This window comes from Eubacterium sp. 14-2 (genome assembly GCF_000403845.2).
Taxonomy (GTDB): domain Bacteria; phylum Bacillota; class Clostridia; order Lachnospirales; family Lachnospiraceae; genus Petralouisia.
The window spans coordinates 534,226-556,919 of sequence record NZ_KE159568.1; the positions used below are offsets into that span (position 1 = coordinate 534,226).

16 protein-coding genes and 1 pseudogene are annotated in these 22,694 nt (G+C 47.2%); 3 read left to right on the forward strand and 14 right to left on the reverse strand.

Annotated elements, in window-relative coordinates; all coding sequences use genetic code 11:
- Nucleotides 1–450: 450 nt before the first annotated feature.
- The 4 genes and pseudogenes from C805_RS19540 to C805_RS19555 all read right to left on the reverse strand — a co-directional run bounded on the left by C805_RS19540 (nucleotide 451) and on the right by C805_RS19555 (nucleotide 5,986).
- Nucleotides 451–879: a hypothetical protein gene (locus tag C805_RS19540; protein WP_016215712.1), complete on the reverse strand. Its 429-nt coding sequence runs from the start codon at nucleotides 877–879 to the stop codon at nucleotides 451–453.
- 48 nt (nucleotides 880–927) lie between these two features.
- Entirely contained in the window at nucleotides 928–1,593 is a 666-nt protein-coding gene (locus tag C805_RS19545) for an ABC transporter ATP-binding protein (RefSeq protein ID WP_016215713.1), read from the reverse strand.
- A 4-nt stretch (nucleotides 1,594–1,597) separates the two neighbouring features.
- Nucleotides 1,598–4,687, reverse strand: a complete 3,090-nt coding sequence (locus C805_RS19550) for an ABC transporter permease family protein (protein WP_016215714.1) — start codon at nucleotides 4,685–4,687, stop codon at nucleotides 1,598–1,600.
- 9 nt (nucleotides 4,688–4,696) lie between these two features.
- A pseudogene (locus C805_RS19555) lies at nucleotides 4,697–5,986 on the reverse strand (serine dehydratase subunit alpha family protein).
- A 226-nt stretch (nucleotides 5,987–6,212) separates the two neighbouring features.
- Between C805_RS19555 and C805_RS19560 the strand changes: the two are divergent.
- Nucleotides 6,213–6,998, forward strand: a complete 786-nt coding sequence (locus C805_RS19560; protein ID WP_016215717.1) for a Cof-type HAD-IIB family hydrolase — start codon at nucleotides 6,213–6,215, stop codon at nucleotides 6,996–6,998.
- Here C805_RS19560 and C805_RS19565 read toward each other — a convergent pair.
- The 10 genes from C805_RS19565 to C805_RS19610 all read right to left on the reverse strand — a co-directional run bounded on the left by C805_RS19565 (nucleotide 6,979) and on the right by C805_RS19610 (nucleotide 20,963).
- Entirely contained in the window at nucleotides 6,979–8,010 is a 1,032-nt protein-coding gene (locus C805_RS19565) for a galactose ABC transporter substrate-binding protein (RefSeq protein WP_016215718.1), read from the reverse strand. The genes C805_RS19560 and C805_RS19565 overlap by 20 nt on opposite strands.
- A 66-nt stretch (nucleotides 8,011–8,076) precedes the next feature.
- Nucleotides 8,077–9,051, reverse strand: a complete 975-nt coding sequence (locus tag C805_RS19570; RefSeq protein ID WP_016215719.1) for a sugar ABC transporter substrate-binding protein — start codon at nucleotides 9,049–9,051, stop codon at nucleotides 8,077–8,079.
- The gene (locus C805_RS19575) at nucleotides 9,041–10,882 is read right to left on the reverse strand and encodes a sensor histidine kinase (RefSeq protein WP_016215720.1); all 1,842 of its coding nucleotides are present in this window, start codon (nucleotides 10,880–10,882) and stop codon (nucleotides 9,041–9,043) included. The genes C805_RS19570 and C805_RS19575 overlap by 11 nt, the downstream gene beginning before the upstream one ends.
- Nucleotides 10,872–12,476, reverse strand: coding sequence for a response regulator (locus C805_RS19580; protein ID WP_016215721.1), 1,605 nt, complete (start codon nucleotides 12,474–12,476; stop codon nucleotides 10,872–10,874). Before C805_RS19580 ends, C805_RS19575 begins: the two co-directional genes overlap by 11 nt.
- A gap of 379 nt (nucleotides 12,477–12,855) precedes the next feature.
- Nucleotides 12,856–14,502 carry an ABC transporter permease subunit gene (locus tag C805_RS19585; RefSeq protein ID WP_016215722.1) on the reverse strand — a complete coding sequence of 549 codons (1,647 nt, stop codon included), beginning with the start codon at nucleotides 14,500–14,502 and terminating at the stop codon, nucleotides 12,856–12,858.
- 15 nt (nucleotides 14,503–14,517) lie between these two features.
- Complete coding sequence (locus tag C805_RS19590) at nucleotides 14,518–16,026, reverse strand: sugar ABC transporter ATP-binding protein (protein ID WP_016215723.1); 1,509 nt, start codon at nucleotides 16,024–16,026, stop codon at nucleotides 14,518–14,520.
- Between the two features lie 109 nt (nucleotides 16,027–16,135).
- On the reverse strand, nucleotides 16,136–17,476 hold the full coding sequence (locus C805_RS19595) for a substrate-binding domain-containing protein (protein ID WP_016215724.1): 1,341 nt from the start codon (nucleotides 17,474–17,476) through the stop codon (nucleotides 16,136–16,138).
- 200 nt (nucleotides 17,477–17,676) lie between these two features.
- Nucleotides 17,677–19,083, reverse strand: coding sequence for a sodium-dependent transporter (locus C805_RS19600; protein WP_016215725.1), 1,407 nt, complete (start codon nucleotides 19,081–19,083; stop codon nucleotides 17,677–17,679).
- Between the two features lie 72 nt (nucleotides 19,084–19,155).
- On the reverse strand, nucleotides 19,156–19,662 hold the full coding sequence (locus C805_RS19605) for a GNAT family N-acetyltransferase (protein WP_016215726.1): 507 nt from the start codon (nucleotides 19,660–19,662) through the stop codon (nucleotides 19,156–19,158).
- Between the two features lie 74 nt (nucleotides 19,663–19,736).
- Nucleotides 19,737–20,963, reverse strand: a complete 1,227-nt coding sequence (locus C805_RS19610; protein ID WP_016215728.1) for a CapA family protein — start codon at nucleotides 20,961–20,963, stop codon at nucleotides 19,737–19,739.
- Nucleotides 20,964–21,114: 151 nt separating this feature from the next.
- Between C805_RS19610 and C805_RS19615 the strand changes: the two genes are divergently transcribed.
- Together C805_RS19615 and C805_RS19620 are read left to right on the forward strand one after the other, a co-directional pair.
- Nucleotides 21,115–22,050 carry a DDE-type integrase/transposase/recombinase gene (locus tag C805_RS19615; RefSeq protein WP_016215729.1) on the forward strand — a complete coding sequence of 312 codons (936 nt, stop codon included), beginning with the start codon at nucleotides 21,115–21,117 and terminating at the stop codon, nucleotides 22,048–22,050.
- A gap of 113 nt (nucleotides 22,051–22,163) precedes the next feature.
- Nucleotides 22,164–22,613: a hypothetical protein gene (locus C805_RS19620; protein WP_016215730.1), complete on the forward strand. Its 450-nt coding sequence runs from the start codon at nucleotides 22,164–22,166 to the stop codon at nucleotides 22,611–22,613.
- Nucleotides 22,614–22,694: the final 81 nt, after the last annotated feature.

A 22,694-nucleotide genomic window follows, 5' to 3' on the forward strand; every position in this document is an offset into this window, starting at 1 on the left:
CAAACCCACGGTATATTTCAGTTTGCGGAATGATGTCCCGGTACCCCGCCAGGAAAAGTACAGGATTTATCCAGATTAAAAAATAAAAAAGAATGCGCCATGCGCATTCTCCGCCTGCGGCGGGTCGCTTTAGCGACATATTTCTTTTTCACCGCGGTGCGATAATTATTTTCTCTTATAGGAAATCCAACGGAATTTCCTATAAGAGAAAATAAACCTCCCACTTCTCAGCAGGAGGTCTTTGTTTCTTATTTTATCTTACCACATCCGGAGCATTCGCAGTAATATTCTTCCTGACCCCGTCTGTTTCCCTGACCTGTCTTCGTGTCAAATAAATGCAGGAAACCGTTTTCGATTATTGAAACAGGCCCATACTACGTCAGGATTACTATTTATTTTAGATTTTCTGCAGGACTAAATCAGCTGAAAACCCCAATATTTACCGGGTTCTTACTGACTTGACAATATTATAACACGCTCCCCGGAATCCAGCACTGCCACAATCACGCCCTTTCCTGTAAGGTTATACCGGGCCCCCTGTACGGGAGTGATACAGGCTGCCTGTTTTGCAGCCTGCACCGCAAAATACATCCGTTTCGGCTTTTCCACATATTCCACTTCTGATGCCGATGCCACCTGCTCCATGGCACTCTCCGGCACGTACAGAATAGCATACTCATTCATCAGCTCCACCACCTCTATCTGAGGATTCTCCTGTGCAAGCCTCATAATGTTTCCGGAGTATTTTACAATCAGCTCCCATCTTTCCGCCTCTGGCTCATACCCTACGCCAAGCTGCAGAGATTTTTCCCGCTCCCGGCCGGTGGCGTCCAGGGCAAGGTTCAGGAGGTTTTCAAATTTCTCACTGTTTGCCGCCATGGTTATTTCCTGTCTGTTCTGCATTTCTGTTATTATATGTAATGTCTTTTACTTCTGACACATCAGTTTTCCATCCTTCATCTGCCAGACTTTATCAGAAACAGCCGCAATCTCCGGGTCATGGGTTACCACTACAACACAGTACCCCATCTCATGGGCCAGCCGCCGGAAAACAGAAATAATATTTTCCGTATTTTCTTCATCCAGGTTGCCGGTGGGTTCATCTGCCAGCAGAATTTTTGCCCCGCCGGACAGGCTGCGGGCTATGGCCACCCGCTGTTGTTCGCCGCCGGACAGATTTGCCGGGAAACGCCTGAATTTTTCCGGAGCGATCCCCACCAGTTTCAGGTTCTCCTTTGCATGTCCTGCCGCCTCTTTCCCGGAAACTCCGTTGAGCTCCAGAGGAAACATAACGTTCTCCAGCACTGTCAGCAGAGGAAACAGCTGAAAAGACTGAAAAATCACGGACACCTCTTTCCTGCGCCATAAATCCCTGTCCATAACCAGCACGTCCTGTCCGTCCTTTTGAACAGTTCCTCCGGAAGGCTCATCCAACCCTGCCAGAATGGACAAAAGCGTGGTCTTTCCTGAACCGGACGGTCCTGTAACTGCCGCCATCTCTCCGCCGGAAAACCGGCAGTTCACATCCTTTAACACATCTTTCTCTGCTTTCCTGTATTTATATGAAATATGATCCAGTATCAGCTCTGTCATATTTTTATTCCCCCTTTTCTTTTTCCTGCAGCAATTCCATGGGTTTGGCTCTGGTAACCAGAACAGCTCCCGCTGTTGTTCCCATAAAACAGCCGGCCAGACAGCATCCTGCTGCCAGGAGCATTGCTGTCAGACTGTCATTTCCGGTCAGAATCAGAGAAATTCCTGCTCCGGTCAGAATTCCTGTCAGATTCAGAATCAGCAGCTCTAAAGCCAGCATCAGCCTGGTCTGAAAAATCCCCGTACCCAGAATCCGAAGCAGAGCGGCCTCCCGTTTTCTCTGTAACAGAAACAGAAGTGAAAGCGCTCCGGCAGCCAGAAGGGACACAGCATTTGACAGCGGACAGAGAATTCTCATCAGAGCAATATTTTTCTCCATGGGCTCCACCGCCTGCTCCAGTTCTTCATCCCAGATCACATGGGACAGCTCCAGAAGCCCTGCTCCTGGTTCTTCCAGAATCTTCCCGGCCTCCTCCCGGAAGCTCTCCAGATCCCGGTTTTTTTCGGAATCCAGCCTGAACTTTGCTGTCATATAGTAAAGATTTCCCTGTTCCAGCAGTTCTAACAGTGAAAGGGGAAGAAGAATCGGTCCGGTTCCCACAGTTCCTCCCGTATAAAAGCCTCCCGCTTCCGCAAATACAGTATGATCTCCGCTGGCGTCTGAGAGACAGATCTGTTCTCCCGGCTCCAGTTTCCATTCTTCCCAAAGCGCCTCAGGAAGTATCGCAACCGGCATATAAAGCAGCCCATATCTGCCTTTCTTTGAGTAATCTTTCTGAAAACGTTCCGTCAGATACGGCAGTTCATCCTGTATCTGCATACGATTCCAGGAACCGGAAAGATACTGTTTCAGATCCTCAATGCCCACCAGACTCACTTTTTTTGTTCCGGTATTTCCGGCTTCTTTACTCACCAGGCCCTCTTCTCCCGCCACAAGGAAAGATTCCTGAATAAACCCGGTATCCAGCAGTTTCTTTATAGTATTTTCACTGATATATGCCCCGCCATGTTCCGTAACCACAACTCCCGTACTCTTTTTTATAATTTCAGTCTCCACAGAAACAGAGCGGTACAGCCGGTCTGCTTCCCGCTCCCCGGTGCGGACAGCGCTGTAAAGCCAGCAGGAAGACAGCACAAAAACCGCTGCCGCCAGCCACGCCAGCACTGTCCGCAGAGAAAAACGGTACAGATGACGTCCCACAAACTTCACCGTTACTCCTTTCAGAAAATGCTTTCCACCTTCTGCTGTATTCTGAGTGTTTCTTTCCCGGACATACTCCGGAGAGGTTCTGTTTTTACCGGTATTTGAAACATTCCGGATGCTTTCCCCAACTGTTTCCTGTATGGCATTTCTTTTCTCCGTTACTTCCGGCAGACCCTTTTTAGTCTCGTACTGTTTCTTCCCTCTTTTTCCTCTGGTTCCCTGAAGGATCACCAGAACCGGTTTGCGGGCATGGAAAAATACTCCGGCTGAAAGTTCCAGCATCAGTATCAGAAAAACCAACATACAAAGTCCCGGAAACCATACGGCCGAAAGCTCCGGGCGTCTGCCTGCCTCCAGGATCTTCAGGGTCTGTCCGGCCTGCCACAGACCATATTTCCAGGCAGCTCCTCCACCTGCAAAAATTCCGGCTGCCCCTGTCAGCGCCAGAGGAAAACAGGCACAGAATGCTGCCTTTCCTGCCGGAACCCCCAGCGCCCGCGCAATGGCAATCTCTTTTTTCCGCTGCCAGGCATACAGAAAGGCCACTGCCCCCAGGGTCAGAATCATCACTGCCCCAAAAATCAGAAAACTGTAAAAGCTGCCCTGTTCCACTGCTTTTGCAGAACGGTAAAAAGAATCCCAGTTATTTTCCACAAAAGAAAGTGTAATTCCCAAAGATTCCAGCTTACCTCCCACCTCCTGCCGGAAGGAATCCTGTTCCCTGGGGGAGGTCAGTACAAAGCTGAACGAATCCTGTTCCACAGGCTGGTTTTCACCATAGTGTTCCGGCAGCAGACTGTCCGGAATATATATAAGATTACTGTGACGGCTGAACAGAACAAATCCCGGATCATCAATCATGCCTCCATAACGTCTTCCGCAGATTCCCACAATCTCCAGCGTCACTTCTGTTTTTTCACCGTTTTCCCAGGTATCTTCTTCCAGGCTTCTCGTATACCCGCCGGGAGAGACAATACTGTCCTTAAGCGTCATGGTCAGAGAATCGCCCGCAGACAGGCCTCGGATTTCTGCAAATTCCTTTGTAATCACACACACCTTCCGGCTTTCTTCCTGGTCCTGACGGTTCAGCCATCTGCCTTCTTGAAGATAATAGTCCCTGGATGCTTCCTGAACCAGAGGCATGGCACTCATGTCAGCGGTGGTTTGGGCCAGCATGGTATGGCGGTTTCTCTCCTGAAGCAAAGCATCCTCATCCACATACTGCTCTGCTCTCTTTCTGTCCGGTTCCCCTTCCAGGAACCAGAGACCTTCCTCCAGAGGCAGAAGGTTTACGGACATTCCATCTCCGTAATGCCCGTAATTGGATTCCACCGGAGGATAACATTTTATCAGGTACGTCTTCCCCTCTTCCAGAACAGGCATCTTGCCTTCTTCGTCCGAAATCTCCAGCGTAAGGCGGTTTCCCGGTTCTGCACATTCCGGATAGCCATACACCCGTTCTTTTATCACAAAATGATACAGGCTGACGCCGGTTCTTCCGGTTTCCATTTTTTTGGTTACTTCACCCCATACCAGCAAATCACTGATTTTAACTCCATATCCATATTCACCCCGGTCGCTGGAATATCCGTCCAGATCCGTATTGTAGTATCCGTCCAGAACTGCAGGACAGTATCTTCTGATATCTTCAAATTCCACATAAGGACTTTTTTCTACCAGGGAAATTCCCTCTGTAATATCACCGTGAGCGGAGGACAGGGTTCCTATGGGCCGGTACCGCCGGGATATCCTGCTGATTTCACCCCTTACCGCCAGATATTCTGCCCCATGCAGCACAAATCCAAAGGAAGACGCCGCAATGAGCAGCAACAGCAGCAGCGCGCTCACTCTTCTTCTTATCATTGATTTCCAGAATAATTTCAATTCCATAACAGCTCCTTATCTCAGACCGGTATTTCCCTCCTGCGTCATCATCCGGATAATCGTCCTGTCCGTTTCCCGCATCCCCTGGCTTGCCAGTTCTCCGATATTTCTGATGGTATTTTCCACGCCTTTTCGGATAATTCCCTCTCCATCGTGAAACTCCATGTTCTTTCTCTGCATCTGAACTCCCAGCAGTCCGGCTTCCACCGCGGATGCAATTTTCGCAGCGCAGCTTGCCTTTGCCCCGTCACAGATCACACCGGAATTGATGGCTACCGCATTGACGATTACATGAGAAATCTCATATGCACGGCCTCCATACAGATAACAGATTCCCGCGCCGGCGCCGCACCCTGCGCTGATAGCGCCGCAATATGCGGAAAGCCTTCCGATACCTGTTTTCAGATGGATTGTGACAAGATTGGAAACCACCAGAGCCCGCAGCAATGTCTCTCTGGGCACCTGCAGTTCTTCCCCGTACACAATTACCGGAAGGGAAGCTGTCATTCCCTGATTTCCGCTGCCGGAATTGATGATAACCGGCAGCTCACAGCCGTTCATTCTGGCGTCAGAACCTGCGGCAGCCATGGCCTTGGCCCGGTTCTGTACATTGTCTCCGTAACATTCCAGCAGAATTTTTCCAATCTGGGCTCCAAAGGAGCCTCTCATTCCTTCCTGAGCAATGGCTGTATTATATGCAATCTGACGCTCCAGCACTTCTTCCACATGAGAAATTTCCACACATTCCGCAAAATCCGCAATTCTCTATACCGTAAGCAGCTCCCGGTCCGTACCGTAAGACTGCTTCTGCTCCACATAAGGCTTTTCCTGCATCACCTTTTCATCCTTTTTCACACAGATGACATTGGTGTGATAACCGGCAATCTGCGCATACCCGGAATGGCCTCCTGCGCTGGCCTTAATCTGGATATCAAAAATATAACCGCTCCGGGATTCATTTACACCAACCGGCAGGCAGCTCTGCAGCTTTTTTGCCTGCTCTTTCTGTTCCTCTGTCATGGAAGCCAGAATTTCCAGTCCTTTTTCCGTATCTGCCGCCACAATCCCGGCGCACACTGCGGCCGAAATCCCCCGCTGGCCGCCGGTACAGGGCACTACCACGCTTTTTACATTTTTAATAATATTTGCGCTGGCCCACACTTCCACAGATTCCGGCTCTGTTCCCAGCGCCCTGGCTGCAACTGCCGCCCCATATGCAATGGCGATGGGCTCCGTACATCCCATGGCAGGAACCAGTTCTTCCTGCAATATTCTCACATATTCACCATAAATCTTCTGTTCCATATCCTGTTCCCCCTGAACAATGTTTATCCATACAGAATTTTACCCATTGGTTTTTCTTTTTACAGTTTAACACAGAAACCGGAATTCTTCCACACTTTCCTGCGGGCAGGCCGGATATCATGCCGGGAATGTCCGATATTTTCCGGCTGCCCGGACTTCGGCTCTTTTCTTTCTTTTCTTTTTATATTATAATGGTGCGGGAGTAAAACAGAAAAAGGAGGAAATTATGATTCAGTACATAGCAAGCGACCTCGACGGAACTTTACTTCCGGACGGGGGACAGGACATGAATCCTGAAATTTTCGATTTGATTCTGCAGTTAAAGGAGAGAGGTATCCGGTTCATCGCTGCAAGCGGAAGACAGTATCACAGCATCCGTCAGCTTTTTCTGCCTGTCCGGGAGGATATTTCCTACATTACGGAAAACGGTTCCCTCTGTCTCCATCAGGGACAGGTTATTCACCGGGGTACGATTGAGCGGGAACTGGGCCTGCGTATTATTGACACCAGAAAAGAATTCCCGGACTGCCATACCCTTCTTTCCTGTGAAAGCCGGGCATATACTGATTCCAGAAATCCGGATTTTATTCATCATATGCGGGATGTGCTTCATAACGATATTGCATTTGTGGATGATCTGCATAAGATTCAGGAGCCTTTCCTGAAACTTGCCATCTGCGACCCCAACGGCACCGACAGAATGGAACCCTTTCTGAAAGAGCGTTTTTCCTCTGAAATCCGGGTAGTAACTGCCGGCAGAATCTGGGTGGATTTCCTTGCACCCGACGCGGACAAAGGCAAAGCCCTTGAAGTGCTTCTGAAACACCTGAATATTCCGCCCGAAAACGGCATCGCTTTCGGAGATCAGCAAAATGACACCGAAATGCTTCGGTTTGCAGGCACCGGCTATGCCATGAAAACTGCTGCGCCGGGAGTGGCAGAGTATGCGGACCGTATCACAGAATCTGTGACAGAAGTAATCAGAACACTGCTTAATACAGAAACTCCCTGACGTTTTCATCTGTTACTTTCTGATAAGGCAGATAAATGTATTTCTCATTTTCAAATACAATATCGCTCATGCCCATGCCGGTAACAGCAGCAACTGCCAGTTTCGCAATCGCCTGAGCCTGCCCCTTTCTGTCATTGTAAACAGTGGCGGCCAGCCTTCCGTCTATGACAGCTTCCAGCCCGGCCTCCGTTCCGTCTATGCCAAAAAATACCGGAAGGGCCGTCTCTGTATAATTCAGCTTATGGTAAGCGTCAATGGCGCCCAGGGCCATGGCATCGTTATTGGCCAGTACCATTTCAATCTGATTGGGATACTGGCTCAGAAGCTGCTGCATCCGGTTCTGGGCCTGTGCCCGATCCCAGTTTGCAATCCCGGTGCCTGATTTTTCCAGGGAAATATTCCTGCTTTTTAAAGTATCCACCGCGCTCTCGGTGCGGATAATGGCGTCCTGATGTCCAGGTTCCCCTTCCAGTACCACATACTGGATTTTCCCATCCCGGTTCCGGTCAATCAGCTCGTCTGCCTCAATGGCATCCGCTGCCAGTTCTCCTTGCATCTGACCGGACTGACGGGCATCGGCTCCCACATAGTAGAGTTTTTCCCACTGCATCATATCCTCTGCCACCGGCTCCCTGTTAAAAAATATAATGGGAACATCATTTTCTCTGGCCAGATCTATAATTTCCGATGGATCCGCCCGGTCCACCAGATTTACACAGAGCACATTGCAGTCCATATCAATCAGTTCCCTGACCTGGTCATCCTGAGTGCGCTGGGAACCTGCCGCATCCCGCACCATCACCGTAATCTCAAGATCGCCGCTCCCAAGCTCCTCAAACTGCTGCCGCAGACAGGTTACCAGTTCGCCGAGAAATACGTCACTCTGATTATAAACAATGATACCTGCCTGGATTTTCACCGGAATTTCCGGCTTTTTTCTTCCGCAGCCCGCAAAGAGCAGCAGAATCATACAGCATACCATCCCTGCTGCCAGATATTTTTTTATTTTCATCCTATAAGCTCCATTCTGCTGATTGTGAAGGTATTACTCCGTAATTTCCCGGTTGAGGCTGTGTCTTTACTTGCTCATTGTAAACAGCAGTTCCTGATTTTTCTCCGAAAACAGATTTTCCCTGCGCAGCACAGTACAGGAAACCGTTCTGTTTCCGGCCCGCTGAAATTTATGCTCCAGGCTCTCGGCAAGTTCTGTCAGGCTCTGGTAACCCATTTGAAATCCGTCAGGCACAACCAGACACTGCAGAACATCCGTATCAAGATAATAAGCGGCTTCTGTGGAATTTCCAATACCATACACCAGCGCCCCGTGCAAATCATTTGAAGCCGCATATTTTCCTGCTGCCACCGCGCTTCTGTCATCCAGCGCAGCCACAAAGTCCACCTTCGAAAGAGATTTCAGAACATTTTCTCCCTCTTCTGCAAAAGAACCGGAAACAGACCAGCGCACTTTTACCCCTCTGGTTTCCAGCACTTCCCGCAGACCCTGCTCCCGGCTGAGGGCAGCCTGAGAACGGTCATCCTCGGAAAGAATTCCGCATACCTTTCCTTCTATATTTTTGCCGTAGTCTTTCCATAATTCTTCTGCCAGCCCTTTCCCGGTCTCATAATTGTCCGGCCCTGTCACAGGAAGGAGTGAACTTTCTTCCTCTCCGGATGCTGCGCATACCACCAGCATAACGGGAATTTTTTTCTCCATCTTCCGTAACATTTCCTCTGTTTCCTGCCCTGGCGCCGGCTGCACAATCACAGCGTCCGCTCCATTTTCCATTTCAGACCTGATCAGTTCCTGTTCCTCTTCTGTGGTCAGATTCTCTCCCGTACTGACAATGGACAGTTCAATATTCTGGTCCTCCGCCGCCATCTTCAGCCCGTACTTAAAAGAAGCCCACTGGCTGCTGTCCGAATTCTGAATAACCACAGCAATTTTATAACGGCTTTCTCCGCTCTTTTCCAGAAACATCTGGATCACCAGTATAATCAGCATTACTGCCAGTATGGATTCCATCAGAATAAAGATTTTCTTATTATCCTTCATAAACTGCTTCCTCTTTGCCAGGCAGACATCCCTTTTCCAGGACTTTCCTGTTTTCCTCCGTATAGGGAACTGCCGGAATCCGGATGGAAACCTCTGTCCCCTCGTCCGGTTCACTGTTCACTGAAAGGCCATATTCCTTTCCAAACAGAATTCGGATACGGCTGTCCACGTTAATCAGGCCTACCCCTGACCCGTGCTGGGGCTTCCTGCTGCTGTCCGTAAGAATCAGACCGGCAGCCTCCTTTGTCATCCCCATACCGTTATCTGTTACCGACAGTACCACAAATCCATCCACAAGCCTTCCGGTTATCTGAATCTCCCCGGCGTCTTCCATGCCGGCCATTCCATAATTGATTGCGTTTTCCAGAACAGGCTGCAAAATCAGTTTTACCGTACAGAAGGAGTAAATGGCCGAATCTATGTCAAATTTCACCGAAAATCCATTTTTATAGCGGATTTTCTGAATGTTCATATAACTTTTGGCATGCTGAAGTTCATCTTTTACCGTGATTATGGTACGTCCCCCGGAAAGACTGATGCGAAACAGCCTTGCCAGTTCCGAAATCATAAAAGCTGCCTCCTCATTCTTTTCATCCTCCACCATCCAGATAATGGAATCCAGCGTATTGTAGAGAAAATGAGGATTAATCTGGCTCTGCAATGCATCCAGTTCACTTTTTCTGCGCTCATTCTGCTCCCGGACAATTTCTTTCATCAGCCTGTCAATCTGCTCATAGGACGTCTGAATGGAGCATCCCAGGTGCCTGATTTCCCGGGAACCGCCGATATAAATCTCCGGTGTCTCTCCCGCTTCATATCCCACCACCGAATCATTCAGTTTCAGAATAGGGCTTGAAATCCTGACGGATACAATCCGGTTTACAAGCACCAGCATCATTGTCATAAACAACATAAAAATTCCGAAAAAGTACCGGAGATCAAACATCCCGGAGGTAAAAGAAGAATAGGGAATCACCCCCACCAGTTTCCATCCGGTATAACTGATGGTACTCACAATCACTTTCCGGTGTTCCCCTTCAAAATACTCGTCATAGACGCCATCCCTGTATCCGGCAGCCTTGACGCTGTTTTCACTTCCAATCCCATTGTTAATCTGAACCTGACGGGTATGGTAAATAAGTTCTCCGTTGCTGTCGCACAGATAAAAATACTGTCCGTTCCCGGATTCATTGATCTTCCTCATCATCCGTTCTATACTGGCATAATCCATATCCACCAGGAGCACTCCTGACCGGGATACCCCATTGTCTGTCAGTTCCACCACACGGCTTAAAGAAATCACCCAGTAATATCTGAAAGCCCCGTCATCAAAAAGATTCTGGATATGAGGAGTGGAAAAGTGCATGTTTTCCATTTCTCCCAAAGCCTTTTCGTACCATCCCTGCCTTGTAATATTGGGATCTTCTTTCTGTAAAACCACCGGTTCCGCCGCCACCAGGCTCCCGTATTCATTGTATACGGCCACGCTGTGCAGATTTTCCCGGTTTGCCGCATACAGCAGATTCATTCCCTGCTGGATTTCCTGAAGCTGTCTGGAAAAATCATTTTCCTTAATAACATTATAATAGATGGAATCCGATACCCTGCGCATACTGACCAGATAATCCTCCAGATTCTCTCCTGCCTGTCCCATCAGTTTCTGTGTGCCGGAAACAATTTCCTGACGTGCTGACGCGGAAAATCTGATATACATCACAACTCCCAGAATCAGCAGAATGGAAAAGGATACCACGGAAAACACTGCCATAATGGTAGACTGAATGCCCCACAGTTCCGGTTTTTTCGGATATATGAAATACTTATTTTTCACTCTCTGCATGCTCCGTTCTGTATTTTGACGGGGACGTCCCAAACCGTTTTTTAAACACATAGCTGAAATAATTCGGGTCAGAATATCCCACCTGGCTGGCTATCATATAGCTTTTCTCATTGGTTTCAATCAGAAGGCGCGCCGCACGGTCCAGCCGGTAATCTGTCAGATACCCCACAAATGAGCTTCCGGTCTCCTTCTTAAACACTGTGGAAAAGTAAGAATTAGACACACCCAGAGAGGCACAGATATCGTCCAGCGACAGTTTTTCGTCTGCATAATGATTCTGTACATATTCCATGGCTCTGCTGACCAGGGACTCGGTTGAGCTGCTCCGCACACGAATGAGCTGTTCCCGGAAAGAAAGGCTCACTTTCAGCAGCCAGTTTTTCAGGGCATCCGGCTCCGTATCCAGCAGGCTCCCGTACAGCCGGCCCATATCCTCTGTATTCTCTCCCATTGTAATACCATTATTCGCAGAAAACCGCAGAAGCATACTCAGCAGTTCCATCCGGTCCATATACTGCTGCTGTAAGGATTTATCTGTAAATGAAGTGTGAAGGAAATACCGGTTTACTGCTTCGGTAATCTCTTCTTCCGAGCCTACCCTTATCATCCGGAACAGATCCGACAGTTCCGACTCATTGGAAGAAACAGACCTGTCCATTTTCTGAGGGACAATCTCTCTGATATTGATGGCCCTGGAGGCGCCATATACTGCCCGGTAGGAAACTGCTTCTCTGGCACTGCTGTAAGACCGGGGCAAATCCAGAATATTTCCGCAAATCTGCCCGATTCCCACAGTGACAACCGCTCCCAGCATCCGCCTGGCATATCGGCAGAACCTGTCGCATTCGTCTGTCAGTTCCCAGACCTCATTTTCATCTCCCAGCTGCAGAATCAGCACCGTATTCCCCAGGTAGGCAAAACTTTTCGCCTGCCATTTCTTTCCCAGCCGCTCTTTTGCATGTTCCCGGACGGAAGCAGCCAGCAGCTGCGGATCTATGGGCCCGGCCTCCTGACTGGAGGAAGTATGAATAACCAGGCAGCTGAAAAAGGGGCCCGGAAAAGACAGCTGACATTCTGAAAGATATCTGGAAATTTCATCTTCATGAACCCTTCCTTCAATCAGCCCGGAATAAAAATCCGCTCGCAAAAGAGGCAGGGACTCCAGGTAATACTTTTCAAGGGTTTCCACGCTGCGCTTCTCACTGATTTCCTGGTCCAGCTTGATTTTCAGCCTGGAAAACACAGATTTCAGCTCCGCAGAATTCATGGGCTTTAAAATATACTCTTCCACCTCCAGATGGATGGCTTCTTTCGCATATTCAAATTCGTCAAAACCTGTAAACAGCAGAATCTTAGTGGCCGGAAATTCCGTTTTTACACGATGCGCCAGTTCCATACCGTCCATATAAGGCATTTTGATATCGGTCACCAGTACATCCGGCTGAAATTCTTCCATCAGCTCCAGAGCCTTTACACCGTTGCCTGCTGAGCCAATCACGGAAAACCCCAGTTCCTCCCAGTTGATTTTACGCATTATTACCTGTATTACCTCTTCTTCATCGTCCACTAAAAGCACTGTATACATATTTTACCTTCCCTCAAATCCTGCTTTCTGTTTTTTCCTATTATAGCAAAAGGGCCGGGAAAAGTAAATGTCGCTCTATTATCAGAAGATGGTGTTTCCTGTAGCAGAACAAAGCGGAGAGGTCCACATCAGCTCCCTGAATCCCTCATTCATGAGGGACCTGGACGGTTTGCTGCGCCGAGTGCAGTCGCTTTAGCGACTAATACCTGTTGCACGAGTGCGCATATTACTTTTATCTTATAGGAAGACACTTTCATGCTTTAGCGTGGCAAGGTCTTTCCTATAAGATAAAAAACAGGCCCGCCATCCGGCGAGCCTGTTTTATCCCATATATCTGCAGAATACAGTCTGAAGACATTTGATGTCACTCCATACGGAATTATTTTTTCTGTACATATTTCAGACAGTCAAGGGTTACCGCCGAAATAATGATGATACCTTCAAATACGAACTGAAGGTTTGTGTCAATTCCGAGGATGGTAAGAGAATAGGTAAGGGCTGTAAAAATCAGCACACCTACTACCACGCCGGAAATCTTTCCGATACCACCAGTAAAGGAAACGCCGCCCACTACGCAGGCTGCAATTGCGTCCATATCCCAGCCCTGTCCATAAGCTGCGGAACCGGAACCAACCATTCTGGCACATTCCAGCCAGGAACCGAAACCGTACAGTACGCCTGCCAGCATAAACGCACCCATGGTTACCTTAAATACGGAGATACCGGAAACAGATGCAGCTTCCGGGTTTCCGCCTACTGCGTACAGGTTCTTGCCGAATGTGGTTTTATTCCAGATAAACCAGATGATTGCAATGGCTGCAACCGCCCAGAGGATAATGGTGGGGAATCCATTGACTTTCGGAATAATCATATTCGGAATTACCGGCTCAATGGCTCCGAAGGATACACCTTTGGTTGCATAGGTGATGATACCGAAAATCATCAGCATGTTTGCCATGGTTGAAATAAAGGGGTGCATCTTGAATTTTGCGGTAAAGAAACCGGCCAGCGAAGTAAAGCAGGTACACAGGAAAATACATGCCACCAATGCAAAAATAACACGTACAATAACAGGAAGCCCTGTAAAGTCAAATATATGGCCGAACACTCCTCCGGTATTGATTCCCTGGTGCATAATAATAGTGGCTGTGGTCATACCCATACCAACCATACGCCCGATGGAAAGATCCGTACCGGTAAGTAAAATCAGTCCTGCAACGCCAAGAGCAAGGAACATACGGGGTGAAGCCTGCTGCAGAATATTTAATACGTTATTATAAGTAAGGAGCGGGGTATTCTTCACAATAGGAGTAATCACACACAATGCCACGAAAATCAGGACAATGACAATATACAGTCCGTTCCGCAGGAAAAAAGACCTGCGGTTAAAGGTATATTTGTAATTCTCCCACTTCTGAGTCCTTGCTTCCATAAATGTAAATTTGGACATGCGCAGCATATCAATCAGATGATATCTGTGGGCAAAAGCTGCATGTTTTCTGTCTTTAATCTGCTGAAGGTCTTTTTCCAGTTCCATTTTGGCAGCAAACAGACGATTTTTATGCACATACTTTTCATCTTTGATTTCATTGTGGTCGGAAAGTTTTGCCAGGGCTTCTTTATGCTCTTTTTCCAGCCGTTCCACTTCCCTGGTGTATTTCGCTTTTGCTTCTGCTCTTTCTCTCTCGCAGCTTTCCTTCACCGGCTGATAATATTCTTTATCATAATTTGCTTTCAGGAATTCTTCTGCCTGAGCGATTAATTTTGCAATCTGGTCTTTGTTTTTTGCTTCAACTGCTCTTGCCTGCTCCAGTTCTGCCTGGTATCTGGCAATTGCGGCATCCTTTTCTGCCTTTGTATAAATGCGGTCTCTCTTCACACTGTCAATTTCATTCTGGACAGAGATAACCTTATTTGTGCCTTCTGCTCTTAAGCTGTCAATTTCTTTCTGAATTGCACCGACACGATCATCAATTGGCTTACGCAGCTTCATTTCCTGCTCAGCCGTAAGAATTTTATTATCCATATTCTTCTTTCCTCCCTACAGATATTTGGCGCTGAGCCTTAAGAGCTCTTCCTGATTCGTCTCTTTCGTATTTACAATTCCGGAAAGATGTCCGTTTGACATCACGCCGATACGATTGGTAATTCCCAGAATTTCCGGCATCTCAGAGGAAACCACAATAATGGTCTTACCCTGTTTCGCCATATTGATAATCAGTTCATAAATCTCATATTTCGCGCCTACATCAATTCCTCTTGTGGGTTCGTCCATCATAAAAATCTGCGGGCCGCGCTCCAGCCATTTTCCGAAAATTACTTTCTGCTGATTTCCACCGGAAAGATTTGCAATCATGTCCTCCGGACCCATGCATTTCGTATGCATAACTTTAATCTCATTTGCAGTGGCCTTTGACATCTTCTGATTGTCGAGAGCAATACCGGATTTGTACTCAGAGAGATTTGCAATAGTGGTATTAAAGATAAGGTTGCCTTTTATAAACAGCCCGTTAGCTTTCCGCTCTTCCGTAATCAGAGCAAATCCATGCTCCATGGCTTCCAGTGCGCTGTTAAAATTCATCAGGCGGTTTTTAAAATACACACGACCGGCCGCTCTGGTACGAATTCCGAAAATCGTCTCCAGAAGTTCCGTACGTCCGGCTCCCACCAGACCATACAGTCCAAAGATTTCTCCTTCCTTCACATCAAAGGTAATATCCTGCAGGTGAGGCTCAAATTTGGTGGACAGGTTCTGAATGGATAAAATCACATCCTTCGGCGTATTGTCCACCGGAGGGAAGCGGTTCTCAAGAGAACGTCCAACCATTGCCGCAATCAGTTCATTCATATCCGTGTCTTTTGCAGCCTTTGTCATAACCAGGTTACCGTCACGGAGCACGGATATTTCATCACAGATTTCAAAAATCTCATCCATTTTATGAGAAATATAAATCAGCGAGATTCCCTGGGATTTTAACATCCGCATCATTTCAAAAAGTTTATCGACTTCCTGTACTGTCAGGGATGAGGTAGGCTCATCCAGTACAATAACTTTAGAATTATAGGAAATTGCTTTTGCAATTTCACACATCTGTCTCTGTGATACCGACATGTTCCGCATGGGCTGTGTAAGGTTTACTGTCATCCCCAGTTTTCGAAACAGCTCGGAGGCCTCTTTTTTCATTCTGCCTTCATCTACAATTCCCATGGAATTCACGGGATATCGTCCAAGGAACAGGTTATCAATGACATTTCTCTCCAGACACTGGTTCAGTTCCTGGTGCACCATTGCAATTCCGTTCTCCAGTGCATCTTTCGGTCCTGAGAAACTTACTTCCCTGCCGTCAAGAAAAACATTGCCCTCGTCCTTCTGATACGTTCCGAACAGGCATTTCATCATTGTTGACTTTCCCGCACCGTTTTCACCCATAAGCCCCATAACCGTGCCGCGCTTAATATCCAGATTAATGTGATCCAGTACACGGTTCCGGCCAAAAGACTTGCTCATGCCCCGTATCGATAAGACGGTATTATCTTTCTTATCTGCCATTTTCGTTACTCCTGTATGCATAATCAATAGTTACCAATATTTAATTTCCGATATAAAAAGCTGCCAGAAAGAAGTCCTTCCTGGCAGCCCGGCTTTGCATAATAGCAGCTTACTGGCTAAGCAAAGATGTATAGGAAGCTGCATTATCCGTTTTAACCATGTTGATGGCAAATGCATCATACTGGCCTGGATTTCCAAGACGGTTTGTAATGTTGGACTCTGTCTGTCCGTCACCGCCGATGTACTCAACTTCAAGGTTCAGAATATCATCATAGTTCTGAAGCAAAGGCTGATAAGTAGAACTTAAGAAATTGTCAGAAGCATTGTAGATATTCAGCCATACTTTCTTTGTTGCATGGGAGCCTTCGTCAAGCTGTTTTGATACCGGCTCATAAATCTTTGTAGAATCTGTGAAATCCTGATAGTTATCAGCAGTAACTGCTACGTTCAGTGCGTAGTAAGAACGCTCTTCTTCTCTGTATACATAAACATCGTCTGTCAGGACATTACCTGCTTCGTCAGCAGTTCCGATTCCTGTGTCAATGTCAACTCCGTCCAGAGCATTACGAAGAACTCTCAGAGTCAGATAAGCCTGTACGTCTGCATGCTGGCTGATGGTTCCGCCATATCCTTCTGCAATAGCTGCAACTGCGTCGCTGTTTGCGTCATAACCGAATGTAGGAACTTTGTTATCTTTTGACCATGCATTGAACATGGACATTCCCATACCGTCATTATTGGAAACTACAACGTCAATCTGCTCACCAAAAGAAGAAGACCATGTACCGATTGCATTTCCTGCTGTAGCTGCATCCCATGTAGCACCTGCAGAGTTTTTCATTTCCTGAGAAGCAAGTTCGCGGACTACATATTTCTTGCCGCCAACTTCAATTTCACCATCCTGAACCATGGTTGCTGTTCCGTCTGTATTGGTACCTGCCGGATCACTGTTGATATTTCCGTCTTTTTCCACTGCGGTTCCAAGAGCTTTACGAACACCTCTGGTACGAGCGATGGAATCGTTGTGTCCGATATCGCCGATTGCCAGAACGTAGCCGATGGTACCGTCACCGTTGCGGTCAATTTCATCAATATGAGCTTCAATATATTCTTTTACCATGGTTCCCTGCAGTTCGGCACCCTGGTTTGCATCAAAACCAACATAATATGTATTGGCATTGAAATTCAGAGCTGCCGTATCCAGTTCTCCTGTGGAGCTGTTAGAGGGCTGACGGTTGAACCATACCAGAGGTTTGTCTTTATTTGCAGTATCACCTGTGGAACCGGTATCTTCGGAATCTGTATCAGCGTCTTTGTCTGTAGCGGGCTCCTGAGTTTCCTCTTTCTTATCTGTATCTGCCGAAGCGTTGCCGCCGCCATTGTTGCCGCACGCTGCAAGGGAGAGTCCCAGTGCCAGTGCCAGAGTTACCGAAACAAATTTCTTTTTCATAATGAATATCTCCTTTCCTCCTGCGCTGTCCGCGCCTTGTTGATAGTGACAGTATAGACCATGCGTAAAGAAGAAAACATAGAATATTTTTCACTTGTCATTGAAATTTATATGATACTGTTTTCGTCATATATAACAATATTTGCCATATTATGCATTTTTTTACAGCAGAGACAACAAAGGCCTCTGTATCCTCTTTCTTATATAACAGTCAGAATTCCGATGGATTTCAGCAGCAGAATCACCAGAAGAACCGGCGCCGCATAGCGTATCATAATAATATACAGCTGCCTTCTGCCGAATCTGCATCCTGTCTTTTCCACTTCGTCTATGATGGTCCGGGGCTTCACAATCCATCCAATCAGAATACAGGTTCCGATTGCCACCAGGGGCATCAGGCAGTTGTTGCTGATATAATCCATAATGTCCAGAATCTGGGCATGGGCTCCGTTGGGCAGTTCAATGTCAAAATACAGTTTGTTGTAGCCAAGACATACCAGAAGGCCTCCTGCCAGCGCAATCACTGTCTCCAGAACCGTTGCCTTTACCCTTGACATATGAAACTGGTCCATAAAACTGGAAACCACTGCTTCCATAACTGATACCGCACTGGTCAGAGCCGCAAAGAGCACCATGGCAAAAAACAACGCTCCTATAAAACCTCCTGTTTTTCCCATATGGGAAAATACTTTCGGCAGAGATACAAACATCAGGCTGGGCCCAGAAGCCTCCATTCCCTCTCTTCCCATAAAGGTAAACACTGCCGGAATAATCATAACTCCTGCCAGAAATGCCACTGCTGTATCAAAAATTTCTATCTGGTTAATGGAACGCACCAGATTTGCATCATCTTTCACATAGGAACCGTATGTGATCATAATTCCCATGGCCACGCTGAGGCTGAAAAACAACTGCCCCATAGCGTCCAGCAGTACGGTAAAAAATCCTTTCAGCGTCAGACCTTCAAAGCTGGGCACCACATAAATCAGAAATCCTTCCAGTCCGGTTCTGGTTGCTCCCGTCTCATCTGTGGCACTGATGGTCAGAGAAAATACTGCAATGCCGACCACCATAAGAAGCAAAAGAGGCATCAGTATTTTTGAAAAAGACTCAATCCCATGATTAACGCCCCGGAATATGATAACTGCCACAACCAGCAGAAATACCATCATAAATACCAGAGGCTCCGTGGTCCCGGTAATATATCCGGTAAAATATCCGTCAGACGCCGCGTTGCCTCCGTCCCCGGTCAGATAAGCCAGCAGATATTTTACAACCCATCCGCCGATTACACAGTAATAAGGCATAATAATTACCGGCACCAGACAGGCCAGCACGCCCAGAAATTTCCACTTTTCCTTTAACTTGCCGTAAGCTGTCAGAGGGCTCTGTTTCGTTTTTCTTCCAATGGCAATTTCCGTGGTCAGCAGCGTAAAACCAAAGGTAAGAGCCAGAATCAGGTAAATAACCAGAAAAAGCCCTCCTCCGTCTTTGGCCGCCAGATACGGAAACCTCCAGATATTTCCCAGTCCTACAGCGCTTCCCGCCGCTGCCAGGACAAAGCCGACTGAACCTGAAAATAAGTGTCTGTTTTTTTCTTTTTCCATGTTTTCTGTGGGGTAATTCCCCGCTCCCTTCCTGTAAATTTTAAACCCATTATACTATAAACGGGCCCTGTGTCAAAGTTTTATTTCGTATCCGTATTCACGCAATGTTAATTCCTCGTCAATTACCAAATGATAAACTCCCTTTCTCCGCGTAAATCCATGCTTCTCATAAAGCCCCGCAGCAGGCTTATTAATATCTGCCACAAACAGCCGCAGATACTCTGCTCCCAGAGCTTTTGCTGTTGTTCTGGCCTTTGCCAGCATCCTGCCGCCAATTCCTCTTCCACCATAGTTCGGCCTTACCCCAAAACGGTCCAGATACAGGGCCTTCACAAAACATTTCTCCCATTCCACATGATTTTCCCCGCCATCCCCCTCACACAGCGCAAATGCAGAAACAGGCTCCCCATGTTCTGACATAAGATAGAGGCGGCTGTTCCTGATATCATCTTCCAGAAAGTCACAGGGATAAATTTCATCCCATATCTGAATCTGATTTTCATTCATGTTCCGTATCATTTCCCGATACATAAGTTTAAGCTGCTCCAGGTCCTTCTGCACCGCCTGTCTGAATTCCATGTATATTTCCTCCTTCCGCCTCTGTTCCTGCAGCCGCAAAGCAATCTGTATCTCCACGCAAACCACGGCTGCTTTTATCTCTGTCGTACTGTTCCCTCTTCTCCAATCTGAATTCCATAAGAGATCTCCTCCAGAAACCGATACAGCTCTTGCGCCTGCTCGTTGCTCATTTCCTGGGTTTTCGCCCCTGCTGCATACGCCGGGAAAATCTGCAGAAACGTTTCATTTTCCGGCGTCACAACAGCTTTCAGCAGTATGGTAGACGAAATTTCCTGGTTAAAAATAAAATTTCCAAGGCTGTAAACAATGGGTTTTCCATTATAATATTCTATCCCCTGCAGTACATGGGGATGGGCTCCGATTATCAGATCGGCCCCGGCGTCTATATATTCTTTTGCCAGCTGTCTCTGATATTCCTCCGGCGTATTCTCCCGCTCAATCCCCCAGTGGACATACACGGTAAGAAAATCACACTGCTGTTTCGTCTGTCGGATGGCTTCGCAGAGAATGGCGCTGTCATAGGTGCACAGCATACCCGGCTGCTGATTTTCAATATTCCATTCAGGCACCGGAATCACTCTGGAAGCTCCCAGAAATCCAAAGTTTTTCGTATCGTTCTGAACAAAAAACGCCTTTGCGGCACGTGCTTTATCCATACCTGCTCCCACATATGCAATTCCGGCGTCATCCAGTGTCTGAAAGGTATCTGTCAGAGCCTTTGGGCCATAATCCAGCGCATGGTTATTGGCAAGCGTTACCACATGGATCCCCAGGTCTTTCAGTACATTAATATAAGAAGGATTTATCCGAAAGGTGAACTGCTTGTCCGGCGCCTGCTCTCCCCCGGTGGAAAATGGAAATTCCTCATTTGCCATCACCACATCCCCCTGTCTCATTTCTGACAGCAGCTTTTCTGACAGCACACCGCTGATTCCCTCCCTGTCGTACTGTTCCAGCACATAGGGGCTCAGGTAAATATCGCCTGTAAACACAAGGGATGTTTCCTCTGAAACCGTTTCCTCTCCTTCCGGTGCTTCTGCAGGATTGCTTCCATCTGCTCCCTGATCCCCTTCTCTGATCTGACTTTCACTTTCTTCTCCCGGCACTTCTCCCTGCCGGCTTTCATCCCCTTCATCCGGCCCGCCGGTCCTCTGCTCCGATGTCTGTGCCTCCTGTTCTTCACGGAAAAGTTCTTTCTCCTCTCCATAATTTCCTGATTTATATACCCACAAACACAGGCCCGCCCCGGTCAGTGTCAGAATAAGCATGGAAATCATGGCCCGCCGAATACTTTTTTTCATTTGCAGCCCTCCCAAAATTCAGTAACTGTAATTTATTGTTGTAGGATTACAATACATGTGTTACAACTAAATATTTAAAAAGCAGAGACACTGCCTTTGTGTTATAATTTAAGTCACCACAACCAAAACAAACCGAAAGGAGTTCTCTGCTATGACTACTATAACACAAGATATGAGGTATCGTCTATCACTAATCAAATACGCTGAAAAATTTGGTGTGACCAAAGCTGCCATAAGATATAAGACCAACCGACAGTATATCTATCGGTGGAAGCGCCGTTATGACGGCTCTGTCGAGTCTTTGCGTGACCGTTCCCGCAGGCCACATCACCATCCCAACCAGCATACCCCGGATGAGATCAAGCTGATCATGGACATGCGCAGACGCAACCCTGACGCAGGGCTTGTTGTCTTTTGGGTCAAACTCAGGCAGCGCGGCTATTCCCGTTCTATTCCGGGGTTATACCGCTTCCTTCGCAAGCAGGGGATCATGGCTGTGAAACCCGCCAATCCCAAGTATGCCGCAAAACCTTATGAGCAGATGCAGCATCCCGGCCAGCGCATACAGATTGATGTGAAATTTGTTCTCTCCGTATGCCTTGTAAACGGAGCAAAAGGACAGCGTTTCTATCAGTATACTGCAATTGACGAGTTTTCCAGATGGCGTTTTGTAGAAGCGTTTGAGGAACACAGCTCTTATTCTTCCGCTTTGTTCCCTGAGCATCTGATCAAGGCTTTCCCATGCCCTATTGAATGCGTACAGACCGACAACGGACAGGAATTCACGAAACGTTTCAGTTCCCATGGCGGCTCTGATAAACCCACCATTTTTCAGGTACGTCTTATGGAGCATGGCATCCGGCACAAGCTGATCCGTCCCTTTACCCCAAGGCACAATGGCAAGGTTGAAAGAAGCCACCGAAAAGATAATGAACGGTTTTATGCCACCCACGCCTTTTATTCCTTTGACGACTTCGCAAAACAGCTTAAAGTGTATAACCGCAGGGATTACAATAACTTTCCCATGCGGCCGCTTGGATGGAGAACACCTGATGAGGTGTTAAAGAATTATCTGCGGTCAGTGTAACACATGTTTGACAAACCTACAAAATTCAGTAACTGTAATTTATTGTACCATTGATTTTTATACCAATCAATGGTACAATAAATTGCAAATTGTATAAAGAGGGAGGTTTTCTTGTGGCAACATGGCAAATTGTACTGATTGTAATTACCGTTCTTATGCTTGCGGCAACTATTACGCTTTACATATTAGGCAAAAAATCACAGAAGAAAAAAGAAGAGCAGGATGCTCAGATTGCTGCGGCAGCACAGACCATATCCATGCTGATCATTGATAAGAAGCGGATGAAGATGAAAGATGCCGGTCTTCCCGCCGCGGTACTGGCACAGACTCCGAAACTGCTGCGGGGCTCCAAACTGCCCGTGGTGAAAGCAAAAGTAGGACCAAAAATCATGACTTTTATCTGCGAAGGAGAGATTTTTGACAGTATCCCCACAAAAAAAGAAGTAAAGGCTGTGGTAAGCGGTCTCTATATTACTTCCGTCAAGGGCCTCCGCGGTTCCGCTGAACCGGTGGTCAGGAAAAAGAAATTTCTGGACAGGCTCAGAGAAAAAGCGGCAAAATAATGGTATCATAAAAAGAATCCCGGATGTAAATCCGGGATTCTTTTTATGATACCGCTATTCTTCCTGATGGCATCCATAACA

Coding starts and splice junctions, on each gene's coding strand:
- C805_RS19595 (WP_016215724.1), bottom strand. CDS start 17,476: ATGAAAAAGAAATTTGTTTCGGTAACTCTGGCACTGGCACTGGGACTC.
- C805_RS19570 (WP_016215719.1), bottom strand. CDS start 9,051: ATGAAGGATAATAAGAAAATCTTTATTCTGATGGAATCCATACTGGCA.
- C805_RS19615 (WP_016215729.1), top strand. CDS start 21,115: ATGACTACTATAACACAAGATATGAGGTATCGTCTATCACTAATCAAA.
- C805_RS19590 (WP_016215723.1), bottom strand. CDS start 16,026: ATGGCAGATAAGAAAGATAATACCGTCTTATCGATACGGGGCATGAGC.
- C805_RS19560 (WP_016215717.1), top strand. CDS start 6,213: ATGATTCAGTACATAGCAAGCGACCTCGACGGAACTTTACTTCCGGAC.
- C805_RS19565 (WP_016215718.1), bottom strand. CDS start 8,010: ATGAAAATAAAAAAATATCTGGCAGCAGGGATGGTATGCTGTATGATT.
- C805_RS19585 (WP_016215722.1), bottom strand. CDS start 14,502: ATGGATAATAAAATTCTTACGGCTGAGCAGGAAATGAAGCTGCGTAAG.
- C805_RS19600 (WP_016215725.1), bottom strand. CDS start 19,083: ATGGAAAAAGAAAAAAACAGACACTTATTTTCAGGTTCAGTCGGCTTT.
- C805_RS19605 (WP_016215726.1), bottom strand. CDS start 19,662: ATGGAATTCAGACAGGCGGTGCAGAAGGACCTGGAGCAGCTTAAACTT.
- C805_RS19550 (WP_016215714.1), bottom strand. CDS start 4,687: ATGGAATTGAAATTATTCTGGAAATCAATGATAAGAAGAAGAGTGAGC.
- C805_RS19610 (WP_016215728.1), bottom strand. CDS start 20,963: ATGAAAAAAAGTATTCGGCGGGCCATGATTTCCATGCTTATTCTGACA.
- C805_RS19545 (WP_016215713.1), bottom strand. CDS start 1,593: ATGACAGAGCTGATACTGGATCATATTTCATATAAATACAGGAAAGCA.
- C805_RS19540 (WP_016215712.1), bottom strand. CDS start 879: ATGGCGGCAAACAGTGAGAAATTTGAAAACCTCCTGAACCTTGCCCTG.
- C805_RS19580 (WP_016215721.1), bottom strand. CDS start 12,476: ATGTATACAGTGCTTTTAGTGGACGATGAAGAAGAGGTAATACAGGTA.